Source organism: Chryseobacterium polytrichastri, assembly GCF_900142445.1.
Classification (GTDB): Bacteria; Bacteroidota; Bacteroidia; order Flavobacteriales; family Weeksellaceae; genus Chryseobacterium; species Chryseobacterium polytrichastri.
Genome location: NZ_FRAV01000028.1, coordinates 1 through 18,141 on the forward strand (window position 1 = coordinate 1; position 18,141 = coordinate 18,141).

Annotated in this window: 17 protein-coding genes and 1 tRNA gene; 6 read left to right on the forward strand and 12 right to left on the reverse strand. The window is 34.4% G+C overall.

Going from position 1 to position 18,141, the window contains the following annotated elements:
* Positions 1-361 precede the first annotated feature (361 nt).
* From BUB80_RS16150 to thrA, 7 genes are all read right to left on the reverse strand, one after another.
* Positions 362-432, reverse strand: a tRNA-Cys gene (locus BUB80_RS16150).
* Between the two features lie 63 nt (positions 433-495).
* Entirely contained in the window at positions 496-993 is a 498-nt protein-coding gene (locus BUB80_RS16155; protein ID WP_073294884.1) for an RDD family protein, read from the reverse strand.
* 21 nt (positions 994-1,014) lie between these two features.
* Positions 1,015-2,379 carry a DUF4403 family protein gene (locus BUB80_RS16160; RefSeq protein ID WP_073294887.1) on the reverse strand — a complete coding sequence of 455 codons (1,365 nt, stop codon included), beginning with the start codon at positions 2,377-2,379 and terminating at the stop codon, positions 1,015-1,017.
* Between the two features lie 38 nt (positions 2,380-2,417).
* On the reverse strand, positions 2,418-2,786 hold the full coding sequence (gene folB, locus BUB80_RS16165) for a dihydroneopterin aldolase (RefSeq protein ID WP_073294890.1): 369 nt from the start codon (positions 2,784-2,786) through the stop codon (positions 2,418-2,420).
* A gap of 5 nt (positions 2,787-2,791) precedes the next feature.
* Positions 2,792-4,096 carry a threonine synthase gene (gene thrC, locus BUB80_RS16170; RefSeq protein ID WP_073295059.1) on the reverse strand — a complete coding sequence of 435 codons (1,305 nt, stop codon included), beginning with the start codon at positions 4,094-4,096 and terminating at the stop codon, positions 2,792-2,794.
* A 25-nt stretch (positions 4,097-4,121) separates the two neighbouring features.
* Positions 4,122-5,048, reverse strand: coding sequence for a homoserine kinase (locus tag BUB80_RS16175; protein WP_073294892.1), 927 nt, complete (start codon positions 5,046-5,048; stop codon positions 4,122-4,124).
* A 10-nt stretch (positions 5,049-5,058) separates the two neighbouring features.
* The gene (thrA, locus tag BUB80_RS16180) at positions 5,059-7,506 is read right to left on the reverse strand and encodes a bifunctional aspartate kinase/homoserine dehydrogenase I (RefSeq protein WP_073294897.1); all 2,448 of its coding nucleotides are present in this window, start codon (positions 7,504-7,506) and stop codon (positions 5,059-5,061) included.
* Between the two features lie 61 nt (positions 7,507-7,567).
* On the opposite strand from thrA, the gene BUB80_RS23680 reads away from it, so the two are divergent.
* The 5 genes from BUB80_RS23680 to BUB80_RS23685 all read left to right on the forward strand — a co-directional run bounded on the left by BUB80_RS23680 (position 7,568) and on the right by BUB80_RS23685 (position 8,714).
* Positions 7,568-7,741 (forward strand): hypothetical protein, encoded by a 174-nt coding sequence (locus BUB80_RS23680; RefSeq protein WP_175549622.1) that lies wholly within the window; start codon positions 7,568-7,570, stop codon positions 7,739-7,741.
* 80 nt (positions 7,742-7,821) lie between these two features.
* On the forward strand, positions 7,822-8,028 hold the full coding sequence (locus tag BUB80_RS23430; RefSeq protein WP_139262738.1) for a bacteriocin-like protein: 207 nt from the start codon (positions 7,822-7,824) through the stop codon (positions 8,026-8,028).
* 14 nt (positions 8,029-8,042) lie between these two features.
* Positions 8,043-8,264: a hypothetical protein gene (locus tag BUB80_RS16190; RefSeq protein WP_073294903.1), complete on the forward strand. Its 222-nt coding sequence runs from the start codon at positions 8,043-8,045 to the stop codon at positions 8,262-8,264.
* 45 nt (positions 8,265-8,309) lie between these two features.
* Complete coding sequence (locus BUB80_RS24145; protein WP_449384807.1) at positions 8,310-8,501, forward strand: bacteriocin-like protein; 192 nt, start codon at positions 8,310-8,312, stop codon at positions 8,499-8,501.
* Positions 8,502-8,546: 45 nt separating this feature from the next.
* On the forward strand, positions 8,547-8,714 hold the full coding sequence (locus BUB80_RS23685) for a bacteriocin-like protein (RefSeq protein WP_175549623.1): 168 nt from the start codon (positions 8,547-8,549) through the stop codon (positions 8,712-8,714).
* A 38-nt stretch (positions 8,715-8,752) separates the two neighbouring features.
* Here the strand turns inward: BUB80_RS23685 and nadA are convergent, their stop codons facing one another.
* The 3 genes from nadA to BUB80_RS16205 all read right to left on the reverse strand — a co-directional run bounded on the left by nadA (position 8,753) and on the right by BUB80_RS16205 (position 11,309).
* Positions 8,753-9,772 carry a quinolinate synthase NadA gene (gene nadA / locus BUB80_RS16195; protein WP_054511778.1) on the reverse strand — a complete coding sequence of 340 codons (1,020 nt, stop codon included), beginning with the start codon at positions 9,770-9,772 and terminating at the stop codon, positions 8,753-8,755.
* A 49-nt stretch (positions 9,773-9,821) separates the two neighbouring features.
* Positions 9,822-10,388: a guanylate kinase gene (gene gmk, locus BUB80_RS16200; RefSeq protein WP_073295062.1), complete on the reverse strand. Its 567-nt coding sequence runs from the start codon at positions 10,386-10,388 to the stop codon at positions 9,822-9,824.
* Between the two features lie 63 nt (positions 10,389-10,451).
* Positions 10,452-11,309: a YicC/YloC family endoribonuclease gene (locus tag BUB80_RS16205; protein WP_073294906.1), complete on the reverse strand. Its 858-nt coding sequence runs from the start codon at positions 11,307-11,309 to the stop codon at positions 10,452-10,454.
* 227 nt (positions 11,310-11,536) lie between these two features.
* On the opposite strand from BUB80_RS16205, the gene miaA reads away from it, so the two are divergent.
* Entirely contained in the window at positions 11,537-12,457 is a 921-nt protein-coding gene (gene miaA / locus BUB80_RS16210; RefSeq protein ID WP_073294909.1) for a tRNA (adenosine(37)-N6)-dimethylallyltransferase MiaA, read from the forward strand.
* A gap of 699 nt (positions 12,458-13,156) precedes the next feature.
* Here miaA and BUB80_RS16215 read toward each other — a convergent pair.
* Positions 13,157-14,569: an efflux transporter outer membrane subunit gene (locus tag BUB80_RS16215; RefSeq protein WP_073294912.1), complete on the reverse strand. Its 1,413-nt coding sequence runs from the start codon at positions 14,567-14,569 to the stop codon at positions 13,157-13,159.
* Positions 14,570-14,951: 382 nt separating this feature from the next.
* The gene (locus BUB80_RS16225) at positions 14,952-18,134 is read right to left on the reverse strand and encodes an efflux RND transporter permease subunit (RefSeq protein ID WP_073294917.1); all 3,183 of its coding nucleotides are present in this window, start codon (positions 18,132-18,134) and stop codon (positions 14,952-14,954) included.
* Between the last annotated feature and the right edge of the window lie 7 nt (positions 18,135-18,141).

The window sequence follows — 18,141 nt, forward strand, 5'->3', positions numbered from 1 at the left end:
ATGTAGAATTTGGTTTTCTTCTTCAAATTTTACAATCTCAAAATATTCAATCAACAGTTCAGGTAAAAATAATTTAAGCAGTTCGGCATCATTTAGCATTATACAAAAATAGCATTTTTTATTTTCTCCCCAACTTTTGAGACTGATCCAATGTTATTCGAATAAATAAGAATGAAGTATTGTTGAAAATAGTTATTTTAATATTTAAATGAAGAAGCTGTTTGATTAACTTCATCAATAAAATATCAAAGAAATCATTTTTTGGATTGTGAAGATTATTGAATTTTAGATAATCTCAAATTTTGAGAGTTTAGATTTAAATAAAAGAAAAAACCTCTAATCAATTGATTAGAGGTTTTCGAGGTACCTAGCGGATTCGAACCGCTGTAGATGGTGTTGCAGACCACTGCCTAGCCGCTCGGCCAAAGTACCATGATTTACCATTTTTGAGGTGTGCAAATATAATAAAATATATGACGCTAAAAAAACTTTTTATTAATTTTCTTTTGTGCCAAGGCTGTTTATATCGTCTTTTGCCTGTTTTTCAGCGAGATAATTATTCACATTAATTACTCGGGTATCACTCCAGCTATCATGCCATCCGTTTCCACCTCCTAAAAATGAAAGAGCATCGAAAGGAACTATCCTAGATAAAGTTCTATACAATACTTGTTGAGTGGTTACATCATTACCATCTATACTTATTGTTTTAGTATTGGTAATATATTTCCCTACAGTTCTTCCATTTGAATATTTTTCCCACAGAAAATAATAGATAAAGCTTATCAAATTTCCAGTGAAAAACTCCCAAAGTAATCCTCCATTGTTATAAAAATAGAAAAAATTTATTGAGGTAAAAGAATATATGATGAGTGATGCAAAAGATAGAATAGCATTTATGACGATTAAAACAATCAAATCTATTATATAATTTGCAAATCTAGTGCTAGTTGAGGCTCTGTTATCCTCTACAATTCGTAAATGTTTTATCATGGTTTTTTAGTTTTTTTTAATTTATATTCCGTTGACAATTAATTTTAAAGTAGCATTAATATCAATAACGGCGGTGATTCCTGTAGGATTTAGAAGGATGTTAGTTGGTTTTAAGTTAAAAACCTTACCTCTCATATTTAATCCTTTATAATACTCTTTATTAAATGCTTCTTCAATGCTTTTTCGTGATGTCTCTTCCAGCTCCTGAGTAGGAATTCCATATTCTTCTTCAATCATTTTCACAATTTTGCCTTGAAATAAAACAGAAGCTGTTTTTTGAAGAATATTCATTGTTTTCAGTTTAAACTTGGTGCCCGACAAAACGATTTTTCTTTTGGACTCGTCATATACCGGAACTCCCGAAATGATGGCTTTTCCTTTTACATAACCATCAGTTTCAGCTTCGATTATGATTTTATTATCCAATCCGTACACCCTGATGTCAGTAATCTTCACTTTAGAACCTTTTAAATCAAACTCTTTATTCAGGAAAGTTTTTCGTGCGATATTAGAGGCTTCTGTAAAAGGAATATTGGCGGTGGTCTGAAGTGAAAACTTATCTGCAAGAACAGGCACTGAATTAAAATTGCTTGCCGTTTTTATAGGTTGTGAAGCGTCTGGCTTGCTGCCTGTGAAAGTTTCAGAGTATACATCAATTCCAATACTTGTATCAATTTGATTTCCGTAAAATTTTAACGGAGTAATATTGATGTTAATAGGGGTTACTTTCAACCAGGTGTTATATTCTTCAGAAATATTAAAAGGTTGTGTAAATACATTCCAGGCCATCATTGCGTATTGTTGAAAATTCAACTGTGTTGCCATTTGTTGGTCAAGGGTTTTACAGAATTTTTCCTGCTGTTCTTTTAAACTCTTTTCAACCAAAGAAGTGATTGGAATTTTTACTTTTCCATAATCCAAAACAGGTTTTGTTACCCATTTAAAGCCATTAGGTTGTGTATTCGTGACAATGGTCCAGTTATTTTTAAAGCTTAAAGAAGCATTGAATGACATCACCGTTTCAAAAGTTGTGTTCTGATACGTGTAGACTCCTAACGTACCAATACCTTTTTCTGCCCATATTTTTAGAGGAACTTCAATCAGTAAATTCTGATTGGTTCCGCCAACGACTCTAATTGCGCGGGTTTTCCAAACTTTTACTTTAAACTGATCATTGTTATTATCAGTATAAGAATCGTCTTGATAGATCAGATCTTTCACAGAAGCATTGATCATATTGTTGATTTCCGAGAGTGGAATCGTTACCGGCATTGTAATGCTGGATTTTATCTTCGGAAAATTATACGCAGCCAATTGGTTATCAACATTGGTTTGCCCAAAAATATTGATACATGCTAATAGAAATAATATTTTTATGAATTTCAATTTCTTATGTTTTTTTAGAATACGAAAATAAGAATATTTTAATTTTCTGGTTTAAAACTTTTTTCCAGTTCAATACTTGCGCCTTTCATTTCGCCTTGCATTGGTGGAGCTGTTTTGGTGATTTTTAATTTGATATAAGAGATTTCAGGAAATTCTCCCTGAATTTTTGCAATAATCCTTCCTGCAACATGCTCCAATAATTTTGATTTAATTTTCATTTCATCATGAATGATTGCATTGATATCTGCATAACTTATGGTATCATTCAAATCATCTGATTCTGACGCTTTCCATAGATCCGTATGAAGTTCCAGATTCAATATATAATAGGTTCCGATAATATTTTCTTCAGGCAATACTCCATGATAGGCATATATTTTTACATCTTCAAGATAGATTTTGCTCATTGCTTTTAATTTTTGTCAAGCAAAATTCGTTTTAATTCTTCAAAATCTGCGTTAATTTCTACAGTTTTTTTCTCTTTATTCATTAAGTCTGCCAATGATTCAGGAAGTTCAATTGTAATGTGGGTTGCTTTTTCTACGGCATCGGGAAATTTTACGGGATGAGCGGTACCCAAAATGAAACCTTTTTTGCCCGGATTTTCTTCTGTATATTTTTCTAAAGCAGCAAAAGCTACGGCACTATGCGGCTCTAGCGTATATCCATATTTTGTGTAAACATCAGTTATGGTTTTTAACGTTTTATCATCATTAATAGAATAGCCTGAAACTGTGCTTTGAAGATTTTTAAACTGATTTTCAAAGATCTCGAGAATTCGCACAAAATTACTTGGATGCCCTACATCCATTGCATTAGATAAGGTGGCAACAGTTTTTTTATATTCTAATTTTTGAGTATTTAAATAAGTTGGAATACTATCATTTTCATTACAGGCGGCTATAAAATGCTCTGCTGGTAATCCTCTGAAATGAGTTAGAATTCCGGCACAAATATTCCCGAAATTACCACTCGGAACACAAATGACAGGATTTTCATTATTCGTTTTTTGCCATTGTTTTAAGGCTAAAAGATAATAGATTTGTTGAGGAAGCCATCTCGCTACATTGATTGAATTGGCTGATGTTAAAAATAAACTTGCATTAATTTCCTGATCTGAAAACGCTTGTTTTACCATCGTCTGACAATCATCGAAAGTTCCATTGACTTCAATAGCTGAAATATTTTCACCCAATGCCGTCAATTGTTTTTCCTGAACTGGGCTTACTCTATTTTTAGGATATAAAATAACCACGTTCACTCCCGAAGTTTTGTAAAAACCATGAGCAACAGCACCACCTGTATCTCCTGAAGTCGCCACAAGAACAGTAACTTTCTTATCCTCATCTTTTAAAAAATAGGAGAGACTCTGACTCATAAATCGCGCGCCAATATCTTTGAACGCCAATGTGGGACCGTGAAAAAGTTCTAAAATAGAAATCTTATCATTGATTTTTTTTAAAGGAATGTCAAAATTGATTGTTTGGGAAACGATCTCTTTTAATATTGATTCAGGGATTTCATTGCCCGCAAAATCTTTCATGCATTGGAACGCAATTTCTTCATCCGAAAAATGATTTAAATTTTCAATAAAATCCTTTTCAAACTGTGGAATTACATTCGGGAAAAACAAACCTTTTTCTTTTCCCTGTCCTTTAATAGTGGCTGTTTTAAAAGTAACCTGTTCTTTTTTATCTTTTAAATTATAGTAGATCATTGTCTTGGTTTTAATTGAATTAATTCTAATCTTCACTAACGATTTCAATTCCTGCAGGATTGATTTTGGATACATACACAAAACTGTTTATATCAATTTTATCATAAATAGATTTCATCATCTGAGCAATTTTTTGTGCAGTTTCTTCTTTTTCTGTCAACATAAAAATCGATGGGCCAGAACCGGAAATCCCACCACCCAAAGCTCCAAGTTGTAAGCTTTCGGCTTTAACTTCATCAAATTTAGGAATCAAAATACTTCTTATGGGTTCTATAATGACATCATTGAGGCTTCTCCCAATTAATGCATGATCATTGTTCTGGATTCCAGCTACCAATCCGGCGATATTTCCCCATTGCTGTACAGCATCTTTCAGCAAAATATTTTTCTTTAAGATTTGTCTTGCATCGGATGTTTTTACTTCAACTTGTGGATGCACTGCCGCAACAAATAGGTTTGGACAGTTTAACGGAATAATATCAATAGGGTCAGTTGATTTTGCTAATGTTATTCCGCCCAGAAGACAAGGTGCAATATTATCTGCATGTCTTACTCCTGAAGCTAGTTCTTCTCCAAACATTGCAAAATGAATCAGCTGGTTTTGAGATAAAATATTTCCTAATAAAGCATTGGCTCCAAAGGCAGCTCCAGCGGCACTTGCCGCGCTGGAACCGAGCCCACTTCCGGGTTTTATATTTTTATGAATAGTAACTCTGAAACCTGTTTTTAGATTAAAATGTTCCTGAATTTTTAAAAGTACCACTCCGGCAACATTTTCTTCTGCTTTTTCAGGAAGCCCAAAACCATCTGTATGTTTTATAATAATCTCTGGTGTTTCGAGTAATTGAAACTCCATTTCATCATAAGGTTGATTAATTGCCATTCCTAAGATGTCGAAACCACACACCAAGTTGGCAATTGTTGCCGGAACTCTTATTTTTATTTTTTTCATATTTTTATGATTAAACTGAACGTACGATATCTGCGAAAACTCCACTTGCTGTTACCTCGGCACCTGCTCCCGCACCTTTTACTACCAATGGTTGCTCAGAGTAACGTAAGGTTTTTAGGATAACAATATTATCTTTACCATAAAGATGATAGAGGTCACTTTCCGGGGCAATATGTTGTAGCCCAACTTTGGCTTTTCCATCTTTAAATTCGGCAACATATTTTAAAATTTTTCCGTCTTTTTTGGCTTCATCTAAAATCTTTTTAAAATGATCTTCATATTGAATCATTGCATTATAAAAATCTTCTACACTTCCTTGCATACAATCATCAGGAAGAAATTTTATATTCTCTATTTCATCAAACTGAAGAGGGTATCCGGCTTCTCTTGCAAGAATTAAAATTTTGCGGGCAACATCTGTTCCTGCTAAATCCAGTCGTGGATCTGGCTCTGTAAATCCTTCTTTTTGTGCTTGGGCTACAACTTCAGAAAATGGTTTGCTTCCATCATAATTGTTGAATACAAAGTTTAAAGTCCCACTTAATACGGCTTGTATGGAAGTAATCTTATCACCACTTCTTATCAAATCATTAATGGTTCCGATAATAGGAAGACCTGCTCCCACATTGGTTTCAAAGAAAAATTTGCAACTGTGATTTTTAGCAATATTTTTTAATGATTTATATTTTTCAAAATCAGAAGAAGCCGCAATTTTGTTACAGGCGATAATATTGATACTTCTTTTTAATACAGTTTCATAAATTTCGGGAACTTCTGCGTTGGCGGTAACATCTACAAAAACAGAGTTTCGAAGATTTCGGGAAATAGTTTCTTCTGCGAATTTTTTAATAGAAGCTTGTTCGCCATTTTCTAATTTTTTATTTAAATCATTTTGTGAAATTCCCTGATCTGCAAATGCCATTTTTCGGCTGTTGGAAACTCCTGCAATTCTTAAATTAATCAAAAGATTTTCCTGCAGATATTTATTTTGGTTATAGATCTGCTGAATCAGTTTTGAACCTACATTTCCAGTTCCGCAAATATAAAGATGAACCTGTTTTATTTCTGATTCAAAGAATTCTTCATGAAGCACGTTCACCGCTTTTTTAATATCTTTTTCTGATATCACAATGCTGATATTTCGTTCCGAAGAGCCTTGAGCAATTGCTCTGATATTAATTCCGTTATTTCCTAAACAGCCGAACATTTTAGCACTTACGCCACTTCGGTTTTTCATATTTTCGCCGACCAAAGCGACAATTGAAAGTCCGGATTCTATTTTTATGGGTGAGATTCTTTTTAATTTTAAATCATCCTCAAAAGAAGAATTGATTGCATTTTCTGCATTGAAAGTGTCTTTTTCATTGATTGCAATCGTAATCGAATGCTCCGAAGAGCTTTGAGTAATAAGAACTACATTTATTTTTTCATGGCTAAAACATTGAAACAGTTTTGCAGAAATACCGGGAATTCCAACCATTCCGCTACCTTCTAAAGTGAGAAGGATAATATTACTCATGTTTGAAATACCAACTGCAACTTGCTCTTCTTCATCTCCTGAAATTTTAATTGTATGAGATACTAAAGTGCCTGAAGCTTCGGGATCAAAAGTATTTTTAATCCTTAAATTAATATTCTTCACCATGACGGGTTGAATGGTAGGAGGATACAAAACTTTTGCTCCAAAATGAGAAAGTTCCATAGCTTCTTGGTAAGATATTTCCGCGATGGGTTTAGCGTTCGTAGAAAGTCTGGGATCTGCAGTCATCATTCCGCTTACATCAGTCCATATTTGCAGTTCTTCTGCGTTGACTATTGAAGCAAATATAGAAGCGGTATAATCTGATCCGCCTCTTCCCAAAGTTGTCGTATTTCCTGCCTGATCTTTAGCGATAAATCCTGGAGCTACCGTAATTTGATGTTGATTTTCTTCAAAATATTTTTTTACATTTTTTTCAGTAGCTTCAAAATCTACTTTAACATTTGTGAAGTTATTGTTGGTAACAATCTGATCTGCGGAATTCATCCAAGCCGCATCTAATTTTTCAAATTTTAATCTTGCAGCAATAATATTGGAAGAAAGAAATTCTCCGTAAGAGGTTATTTTATCTTTGATTCGATCTGTAAATTCTCCTAAAACGAATATTCCGTTGCAGAGTTCTTCAATATCATTGAAATGTTTTTTTACAAAACTTAGCCAGGCACTTTGCTCTAAGATGGGAATAAGTTCTTTTACTAATTTTAAGTGTTTTTCTTCAATAGTTTTGATGATGGTAGGATAACTATCATCATTATTTGATGCTTGTTCAGCTGCTTTTATCAGGCTATCTGTAACACCTTGTAATGCTGAAACTACAACAACTATTTTATTTGAATATTGATTTTTAATTATACTTTCTACTTTCAGAATATTTTCTGAGTTCGCAACAGATGTTCCACCGAATTTGAGGACTTTCATCGTTTTTTATTTTTTGAATTATTGACAATAGAATTTTTTTGCTCTTAAAAAAAGAGCACACGTGCCGATGATAATATGTGAAAATGTACCCCGTTATGGGGTAGTGGTTGTAGTCGTAGAAACAGAAGATACTTCAGAAGTAGAAAACTTCAGAGTAGAAATATCAGATATGTTTCTTGTAAATTTCATTGTTGTGAAACAAATGTACAAATTATTTTTAAATAGAAAAGTTTAAATTAAAATATTGTTTTTCAACAAAATGTGATTTATTGAAAATATTTATTACATTTATAATCTAAACTAAATCAAATTATTATGAAAAATCTTAAAAAGTTAAACCGGAGAAACTTGGAACAGATCAACGGGGCAGCAATATCACCAATTTCATATTGCAACGGATGCCCAACAGGAGCATTTGGACCCAATGATACCCATTCTTGTGAAGCATATTGGGGACTTCCGGATAGTTGTAGAAAATGTGTTCTTGTCAATATGGAATGCTTTGTACCCATTCAATTCTAAAAATAAATAATACCATGAAAAACTTAAGAAAATTAAACAGATTAAATTTAGAACAGATTAACGGAGCTGGAGTTTCACGTTGTGAGGGATGTCCTTCTCATCTTGTTTTTGGTCCTGGAGGAGGATGGCCTGATTCTTCTAGTGCTTCTTGTGAAGCTTATTTTGGTTTATCCGAGACCTGTAAAATGTGTGTGATGGTGAGCGTAGATTGCTTTGTTCAAATTACTGCAATTTAAAAAAATGCTATAAAAAGAGACTCTATATTTTTAAACTAAACTACCATGAAAAATCTAAAAAAATTAAATAGAAAAAATTTAAGAGCAATCACAGGAGGCTTAACAGAATGTAGTGTAGATCTGGATTGCGGACCTACAGGTTGTGCAATATGCACAGATTTTAGAGGCGGGCGTAGAGTTTGTCTTTACTTCTATGATCCGACGAACATGGATAATTGTCCAAATATTAATCCATAATTAAAGACGAAAAAAATTAAAATAATATCCAAAATCAAATAAATTATGAAAAATCTAAAAAAACTGTCAAGAGTAGAACAGACAAAAATCCAAGGTGGTTTCACGCAAGTTCAGATAGACGCTTGTGGTGGTGAAGCGTATGTATGTTTCCGAAAAGGAGGATGGGGCTGTTGGCGAAATCCGGGAGGAACCTGCTATGCACCTATGGTTTAATATAAGAAAAAAAGCACTGTAAAAACAGTGCTTTTGATTTATTTAATGCTTTTCGAAAGATCAAGCATCGCCTCAATGGGCTTTAATGCTCTCAAACGAAGTTCTTCGTCGATAAGGATCTCAGGAAGTTCATATTTCATACATAAGTACAACTTTTCCATTGTATTACGTTTCATATAGAAACATTCTGAGCAGTTACAGCTTTCGTCAAAAACCAAAGCTGGAATTAATTCTTTATGCGGTGCACGTTTTCTCATTTCGTGAAGAATTCCTTCTTCTGTAGCGATGATGAACGTCTGGCATTCGTCTTTTTCCACATAATCTAATAGAGCGGAAGTAGAACCTATAAAATGAGCCAGTTTCAACACAGCTTCTTCACTTTCCGGATGCGCAATCATTTTAGCATTTGGATGATCTGCTAACTGTTGTGCAATTCTCTCCATAGAAAAGGCTTCGTGAACGATGCAACTTCCATCCCAAAGAATCATATCACGTCCCGTTTTTTTAGATAAATATCTTCCTAAGTTTTTATCCGGAGCGAAAATAATTGGTCGGTCTTTTGGTAAGGCTTCAATTACTGTTTCAGCGTTTGAACTTGTTACGATAATATCACTTTCTGCTTTTGTTTCAGCGTTACAGTTGATGTAAGTTGCGATCAAAGCATTAGGATGCTGCTCACGCATTTTTCTCAAACCTTCCCCTGAACAACCGTCTGCCAAAGAGCATCCTGCCATCGTGTCTGGAAGAACTACTTTTTTAGTTGGGTTCAGGATCTTCGCCGCTTCTGCCATGAAATGTACTCCGCAGAATACAATCATATCAGCATTGGTATCTTTTGCCTGTCTTGCCAATTGCAGAGAATCTCCCAAGAAGTCGGCAATATCCTGAATCTCTCCAGGTTGGTAATAATGCGCTAAAATAACCGCATTTTTCTCTTCTTTCAATTTAAGAATGGCTTTCACCAATTCTTCTCCTTGAGGAATTACCAAATCTTTTATATCTAAAAATCCTCTTACCGGAATCGCAGATTTAGCTCTTTCTAATGTTTCGGTACTCATATCAACCTCAATGTTTTGTTCTTTTAAAAGTAGAAATTTTTAAGTGATTTTAATCTCTACTGATAAAATTTTTTATTAAACTTTCTATTTCTTCTTTTGCAATATCCAAATCGTTATTGATCACGATTTTATCAAATTCTTTTGCGTAAGACATTTCTTCTTCTGCCTTTTCTACGCGGGTTTTGATGGTTTCTGCATCATCTGTGTTTCTGGAAATCAATCTTCGTTCCAATTCTTCAATGGAAGGGGGTTCAATGAAAATAGATAAGGCTTTTTCTCCAAAATATTTTTTTAAAGAAATTCCGCCTTTTACATCAACATCAAAAATCACTACTTTTCCCTGATTCCAGATCTTTTCAACTTCAGATTTTAAAGTACCGTAATATTTATCAGTATACACTTCTTCAAATTCTACAAAAGCATCTTCCGAAATTTTCTGTCTGAATTCATCAGGACTTAAAAAATGATAATCCACGGCATGGGCTTCATTTCCTCTGGGTTGTCTCGTAGTACAAGAAATTGAAAATTGGAGTTCATTAAATACCTCCAAAGAATGCTTTACTAATGTAGTTTTTCCGCTTCCTGACGGCGCTGAAAATATGATAACTTTATTCATATGGCTGTTGGTTGCTTGTTTCTCGCTGCCTGTTTTATCCAGCAACTGTCAACTAGCAACTCATTATAATACGTTTAACGTTTGTTCTTTAATTTTTTCCAAATCATCCTTCATCATCACCACCAATTTTTGGATCTCAGCATGATTGGCTTTTGAACCTAATGTATTGATCTCTCTTCCGATCTCCTGGGAAATAAAACCTAGTTTTTTTCCATTGAAATCTTCATTATCCATTACTTCCTGGTAATATTTTAAGTGTTGTGTTAATCTTACTTTTTCCTCAGCAATATCTAATTTCTCTGTGAAATAAGCCATTTCCTGATAGAAACGAGTTTCATCAACGTTCTCAAATTCTTTTAAAGATTTTTGGTAACGTTCTTTTACACTCTGGATTCTTACTTCTTCAAAAGGAATGACTTCAGATAAATACTTGTCGATATTTTTAATATTCTTCTCAAGTTCAAGATGTAAGGTTTTCCCTTCTGTCTTTCTGAAATCTTCAAATTTGTCAACAGCGTTATTAACAATTTTTGCTAAAGATTCCCATTCTCCATCTGTTAATTCGTCTGGTCTTGAGGTAATCGCATCAGGAAGTCTTACCGCCATTTTAAGGTACTCAAATTCAGGAGCATCAGAAGCAATATTTCGAAGTTCATTCATGTAAGAATCAATCAGTTTTTTATTGATTTTCACATCATTGGATTCTTCAAGATTTTCTATATTAACATAGCAATCCACTTTTCCACGGATAATCCTATCGTTAAGAATTTTTCTGATCTCGAATTCTTTCTCTTTATAGCGTAACGGTATTTTGATATTTAAATCAAAGCTTTTGCTGTTCAGTGATTTAACATCTACGGTTATTTTTTTTCCTTCAAAAACATCTTCGGCTCTACCGAAACCGGTCATTGATAAAATCATAGTTTTTTATTGTCGTACAAAGATAAACATTTAAGTGTATGTGTTCCCACTATATTCAATTTTAACCACAAAAGTCACAAAAGAAAAGTTTGGAAATATTTAGTTTTCAAAAGAGCAAAAAAGTTTATGTTCCGCTTTTTTGAGCTTTTAAATATCTAAAAATCAAAGAAAGTCTTTTGTGACTTTTGTGGTTAAAAATAAAAAATCAATTTTCGTAAATTAGCGCTGTGAAAAATAAAAATTTAATTTCTGTTGTAGGACCCACCGGAATTGGAAAAACAAGATTGGCAATTGATTTGGCTAACCATTTTAGCACAGAAATTATTTCTTGTGACTCGCGCCAGTTTTTTAAAGAAATGAAGATTGGTACCGCTTCACCATCACAAGAAGAATTGGGGGAAGCACCTCATCATTTTATTGGAAATCTTTCGGTTGAGGAATATTATTCGATCGGACAATATGAGGAAGATGCCTTAAAAAAACTCAACGAACTTTTTGAAAAATATGATACTGTCATTTTAGTTGGCGGAAGTATGATGTATGAAAAAGCGGTGATTGAAGGATTGAATGATTTACCTGAAGCTAATGAAGAAAATCAAAGCAAACTCCAGGAGATTCTAGATAATGAAGGAATTGAAAAATTGCAGGAAATCTTGAAAGAACTCGATCCTGAGTATTTTGCAGTAGTAGATTTTCATAATCACCGAAGACTTTTCCGATCGATTGATGTTATTTGGCAAACCAATAAAAAATATTCTGAATTAATTGCTGTTTCACAAGATTCCAGAGATTTTAATGTGATCCGAATCGGTATTGAAGCTCCTCGAGAAGAACTGTATGACAGAATCAATAGGAGAGTGGATATGATGATGGAGAAGGGCTTGCTGGAGGAAGCAAAAGGTCTGGGAAAATTCAAAGGTTTGACTGCTTTAAACACCGTTGGCTATGCAGAATTATTCAAATATTTTGATGGAGAATGGGAATTGGATTTTGCAGTTTCTGAAATCAAAAAAAACAGCAGAAGATATTCGAAGCGTCAACTGACTTGGTACAGAAAAGCGGATGATATTCATTATTTGAAATTGGGTTATTCTCAGGAGGATTTTGATGGTTTGATTGAATATATTAATCAGGAAATTCGCAAGTGATTTTTTTTAACGCAAAGATTTATTTTCAATTTTGCTTATTTAAGGGAGCAAAGAATTGAATCAATGTAATTGATTCTTACTAAGCTAGCTTCATCAGCGACTTTATTGCTTTTCTTTGCTCACTCAAATACTAGTTTTCTTATATTAAAACTTTGCGTTTAAATTTAAATCTTTAAGATTTTTATGAAGAGGTTAAGAATATTAAGGGATTATTTTATGTTGGTTTTCGCAAAGACGCAATTTTTTCAATTTGATATATAAATAAAAATAAGGCGCAAGGATTTTATCTTCGATAAAATTTAATACGTTAAACTTGCTGAGAAATCTTTGATTTTCTTGCGCCTTAAAACAGTCTTTTATTAAAACTTTGCGTTTAAAAATAAATTCAATTTTTAACCATTAAGATTTTTATTAAGAAGTTAAGAATATTAAGTTTCACTTCGCAGTAAGTCTTAAAAATCTATTTAATTTTCTCTTAATTAAACTTAACTCCTTACGTATTCTTAATGGTTCAAATAAACTTTGCGAATTGTCATTCTGACGAAGGAAGAATCTCAACACATTAAAATAGATTCTTCACTTCACTTTGTTGCGTTCAGAATGACAGAGTGGATAAATATCAGCGTAAAATTTTAATTGATAAAACAAAAAAAGTGCGATCCCGAAAGACCGCACTTCAAACAATATTAATTTAATTTACTACTTCCAACCGCCACCTAGAGCTCGGTATAGATCTACAATACTGCTTAATCTCTGTCTTTTTACGGATGCAAGATTTAGTTCAGCTTGTAAAGAATTTCCCTGAGCTGTAATTACTTCTAGGTAATTTGCCATTCCGCCTTTATAAAGCATTTCAGCACTTTTAATTCCGTTTTTCAACGTTGCAACTTGTTCGGTTGCTTTTTGTTCCTGAACTTTTAAACTTTCGTTTGAAACTAATGCATCAGAAACTTCACCTACTGCATTCAAAACAGATTGACGGAACGCTAACACGTTTTTCTCTCTCTGAATTTTAGCAACATTTAAATCGGTTTTCAATTGTCTTTTCTGGAAAATAGGCTGAGTTAATCCTCCTAAAACAGATCCGAACAATGAAGCCGGAATCTGAAACCAGTTATCAATTTTAAATGAATTTACGCCACCGTTTGCTGTAATTTTCAATGCAGGATACATATTTGCCTGAGCAATTCCTACGATTGAATTAGATTCCAACAACACCAATTCCTGCTGACGAACATCCGGACGACGACTTACCATTGCTGCAGGAAGTCCTGTAGAAATATTTTGAGGTAAAGAAGTGTCAGACATTTCTATGGTTCTGTTCACTTTATTTGGATTTTCACCCACTAAAATGCTTAATGCATTTTCCTGAATGGCAATGTTTTGTTGCAATTGTGTGATCAAAAGTTCTGTTGATTGCTTTTGAGCTGTTGCCTGCTGAACACCCAATGAAGTGGTATCACCACTTTGCCACATCTTTTCAGTAATAGACAATGTGTTATTGCTTAATTCTAAATTTGATGTTGCAATATTTAATTGTTTGTCAAGCATCAATAAATTATAATAACCTTGAGCAATTGCTGCAACAACTTGTGTCTGGATTGCTTTTGTAGCTTCGTAAGTTTGCAAATACTGCATTCTTGAAACCTCCTGTTGGTTTTTGATTTTTCCCCAAATATCCGCTTCCCAAGATAAATTAAAGGCTGCATTGTAATCTTCAACATGGTTTTGTCCTAAAAATAAATTAAGACTTTGCCCGTTCATGCTGTTTTTTGAAGGCTTCGAGATTTGTCCTGAAACAGCGAAACCAACATCCGGATATTGAAGATATTTTGCCTGTTTTAGTTTTTCCTGTGAAGAAGCAACTTGTTTTAGAGCAATTTGTAAATCGTAGTTATTTTTAATTCCTTTTTCAATCAAACCCTGTAACATAGGATCGTTGAAAAATTGTTTCCATTCCAGGTTGGCAACACTTGCGGTATCCGCAGTTGCTGTGTATTGGAATTTCTCTGGAAGCTCAAGGGCTGGTTCTGCATATGCCAATTTGGAAACACACGAAACCGATCCTAAAGCCAATATAAATGTGAGAAATATATTCTTTATTCTTTTCATATGGAGATATTTATTTTTATTAAAAGGTCATATGTAATCGCTGGATTTTATTGAAATTTTCGTTTCCAAGTGATAGCGATTTCATAGTTCTTAAATAAACTTTTAATTGAATACAAAACTTTGAGAGGTCTTATTTTATGCAAAGAAGTCTTTAGTAGGAGAAAATACTTTGCTTTTATAATTGTAGTTTGAATAGTTGCTTCTCTATTTTTATTAATTTGAACCATTAAGGACATTTAAGGAGTTAAGTTTAATTAAGAGAAAATCAAATAGATTTTAATAAGTATTGTACTAAAAACAAAGCTCATCTTAATATTCTTAACTAAAACCTTAATGGTTTAAATTAAATGTAAATCTCTCAAAGTTTGTAATTCATTTTTTATTAATGAGCAGATGCTAAAAGTTCTTCCTGTTGTTTTTGTTTTAGCAATCTTTTATTTTTTCTGCTTGGCATTTTTTCATGCAGATATTGGAAGATCACATACATCACCGGAATGATGAAAATTCCGAATACAACTCCTGTAAGCATTCCTCCTACGGTACTGTAACCGATAGAGTGGTTACCTTGCGCAGAAGCTCCTTGAGTCCAGATTAGTGGAAGCATCCCAACGATGAAGGCAAAAGAGGTCATTAAGATGGGTCTTAAACGTAATCTTGAAGCCTGAAGTGCAGATTCAATTAATGATTTTCCTGCTTTTCTTCTCTGAACCGCGAATTCTACAATAAGAATCGCATTTTTAGCTAATAGTCCGACAAGCATGATTAATCCCACCTGAACGTAAATGTTATTATCAATTCCTGCTAATCCTGTGAAAGCAAATACTCCAAAGATCCCCGTAGGTATTGTTAAAATTACAGCAAACGGAAGGATATAACTTTCATACTGTGCTGCCAATAGGAAGTACACAAATAAGATACTTAACATGAAGACGAATATCGTTTGCCCACCTGTTTTAATCTCTTCACGGGTAATCCCTGTCCATTCGTAACCATATCCTCTTGGAAGAGATTTCTTAGCTACTTCTTCAACAGCTTTAATAGCATCTCCGGTACTGTAACCAGGTTTTGGAGTTCCGTTAATGGTAACAGCGTTGAATAAGTTATTTCTCGTCACTGTTTCCGGTCCGAAAGTTCTTTTTAAGGTAACTAACGTTTTGGCAGGAACCATTTCTCCGGATTTATTTTTTACATAAATACCTTCCAGAGAATTTATATCTGTACGGTAAGGAACATCTGCCTGAGCCATTACTCTGTAGTATTTACCAAATCTGTTGAAATCTGATACGAAGCTACTTCCGTAATAAATTTGCATCGTCTGCATCAATTCTGTTACAGAAACTCCCAATTGGTTGGCTTTATCTGTATTTACATCAATCGTATATTGTGGATTTCCTGCTGCATATGTTGTAAAGGCAAATGCAATTTCCGGACGCTTCATTAGCTCTCCAATGAATGCCTGAGTAGTAGTTCCCAATTGTTCAAAAGAACTGTTGGTTTTATCCTGAAGCATAAATTCAAAACCGGAAACGTTACCAAATCCCTGAATGGTAGGGAAGTTGAAGAAGAAAGCGTTGGCATCTTTTACCTGGCTTACTTTTCCTGTTAAGGTAGCGGCAATCTCGTTTGGATCTTTCATATCACCACGTTTGTCATAATCTTTAAGCTTGATGAAACCTGCAGAGTATGGCGATGCGTTGGCGTTACTGATAAAGTTCATTCCGTCTGCAACCCAAAGGTGATTGGTCGCCTTTTCACCATTAATGATCTTATCGATCTGTGCAGTTGCTCTGTGAGTTCTTTCTAATGAACTTCCCGGAGGAGTATTCACTGCGTATAATACAAATCCTTGATCTTCAGTAGGAATAAATCCTGTTGGCGCTTTTTTAATTAAGAAAACGCTTGCTGCTGTGATAAGCATTAAACCTCCTACAGCTACCCATTTATTTTTAATTAAAAATTTAAGACTGTAGATGTATTTTCTGGTCATGTTATTGAAGCTTGCATTGAATGCATTGAAAAATCTTGCTCCAAAACCTTTTTTGTGACCATGTTCACCATGCTCTCCCTGAGGATCATTCAAGAACATTGCACATAAAGCAGGGCTTAATGTTAATGCATTTACAGCAGAGATCAAGATTGCAATTACTAGCGTAAAGGCAAACTGTCTGTAGAAAACTCCTGCAGGTCCTTGCATGAAACCTACGGGAATAAATACCGCACACATCACCAAAGTAATCGAAATAATTGCTCCTGAAATTTCACTCATAGAGTTCGTGGTAGCTTGTTCTACAGGCATTCCTGTCTGCTCCATTTTAGAATGGACGGCTTCTACCACTACAATGGCATCATCCACTACAATACCAATGGCGAGTACCAATGCGAATAAGGTCAACATATTAATACTAAATCCAAACAATTGTAGGAAGAAGAACGTACCGATAATTGCAACCGGAACTGCAATCGCCGGAATTAATGTTGATCTGAAATCCTGAAGGAAGATAAATACAACAATAAATACAAGAACGAATGCAATCACAAGCGTTTCTACTACCTGATGAATAGACGCATCCAAGAAGTCCTTGGAATTATACATGATGATCGGTTCCACTCCTTTTGGAAGTGTTGTCTTAAGTTGATCAACCTGTTTTTCAATTTCAGTTAAAATTTCATTCGCGTTAGAACCTGCAGTTTGAAGGATAGCAAATCCGGCAACCGGTTTTCCGTCTACTCTGTTGGTTGCAGTATACGTATAAGAACCAAATTCTACTCGCGCAACATCTTTTAATCTTAGGAATGATCCGTCGCTATTTGCTTTAATAGCAATGCTTTCGTAATCTTCCCCTTTATTTAGTTTTCCTTTATACTTAAGGATGTACTCATAAGTTTCCTTACTTCCTTGTCCAAGACGTCCCGGAGCAGCTTCAAGGTTATGATCTTTGATGGCAGCAAGAACTTCCTGTGGAGAAAGATTGTTGGCTGCTAATCTATCTGGTTTTAGCCAAATACGCATTGAATAATCTCTTGTTCCAAATACCTGAGCCTGAGCAACTCCAGGAATACGCTGAATCTGTGGAATTACGTTGATTTTAAGATAATTCTGAAGGAATAACTCATCATATTGTTTTGGGTTATCACTGGATAATCCCATAAACATGATCATACTGTTCTGTACTTTCTGAGTGGATATTCCGGCCTGAACAACCTCCTGTGGAAGCTGACTCATTGCTTTTGATACCCTGTTTTGTACGTTTACCGCAGCGTTATCAGGATCTGATCCTTGCTTGAAAAAGACACTCAGTGTCATGGTTCCGTCATTACTGGAGTTTGAGGTCATGTAAGTCATGTTCTCCACTCCGTTTACGGCTTCCTCAATTGGGGTAGCTACTGAACGTGCTACTACCTCCGCATTCGCTCCCGGATAAAAAGCCGTTACCTGTACACTTGGCGGAGCAATATCCGGAAAGAGGGCGATCGGTAAATTAAAGAGAGACAGCGCCCCCAGTAATAGAAGTATTATGGAGATGACCGTTGAAAGTACCGGTCTTTCTATAAATTGTTTTAACATAAGAAGT

Excerpts from the sequence above, each read along its gene's own strand:
- thrC (WP_073295059.1), bottom strand. The coding sequence starts at position 4,096 with ATGATCTACTATAATTTAAAAGATAAAAAAGAACAGGTTACTTTTAAA.
- BUB80_RS16190 (WP_073294903.1), top strand. The coding sequence starts at position 8,043 with ATGAAAAACTTAAGAAAATTAAACAGATTAAATTTAGAACAGATTAAC.
- BUB80_RS23430 (WP_139262738.1), top strand. The coding sequence starts at position 7,822 with ATGAAAAATCTTAAAAAGTTAAACCGGAGAAACTTGGAACAGATCAAC.
- BUB80_RS16155 (WP_073294884.1), bottom strand. The coding sequence starts at position 993 with ATGATAAAACATTTACGAATTGTAGAGGATAACAGAGCCTCAACTAGC.
- BUB80_RS16215 (WP_073294912.1), bottom strand. The coding sequence starts at position 14,569 with ATGAAAAGAATAAAGAATATATTTCTCACATTTATATTGGCTTTAGGA.
- BUB80_RS16225 (WP_073294917.1), bottom strand. The coding sequence starts at position 18,134 with ATGTTAAAACAATTTATAGAAAGACCGGTACTTTCAACGGTCATCTCC.
- BUB80_RS16175 (WP_073294892.1), bottom strand. The coding sequence starts at position 5,048 with ATGAAAAAAATAAAAATAAGAGTTCCGGCAACAATTGCCAACTTGGTG.
- gmk (WP_073295062.1), bottom strand. The coding sequence starts at position 10,388 with ATGAATAAAGTTATCATATTTTCAGCGCCGTCAGGAAGCGGAAAAACT.
- thrA (WP_073294897.1), bottom strand. The coding sequence starts at position 7,506 with ATGAAAGTCCTCAAATTCGGTGGAACATCTGTTGCGAACTCAGAAAAT.
- BUB80_RS16205 (WP_073294906.1), bottom strand. The coding sequence starts at position 11,309 with ATGATTTTATCAATGACCGGTTTCGGTAGAGCCGAAGATGTTTTTGAA.
- nadA (WP_054511778.1), bottom strand. The coding sequence starts at position 9,772 with ATGAGTACCGAAACATTAGAAAGAGCTAAATCTGCGATTCCGGTAAGA.
- BUB80_RS23685 (WP_175549623.1), top strand. The coding sequence starts at position 8,547 with ATGAAAAATCTAAAAAAACTGTCAAGAGTAGAACAGACAAAAATCCAA.
- folB (WP_073294890.1), bottom strand. The coding sequence starts at position 2,786 with ATGAGCAAAATCTATCTTGAAGATGTAAAAATATATGCCTATCATGGA.
- BUB80_RS24145 (WP_449384807.1), top strand. The coding sequence starts at position 8,310 with ATGAAAAATCTAAAAAAATTAAATAGAAAAAATTTAAGAGCAATCACA.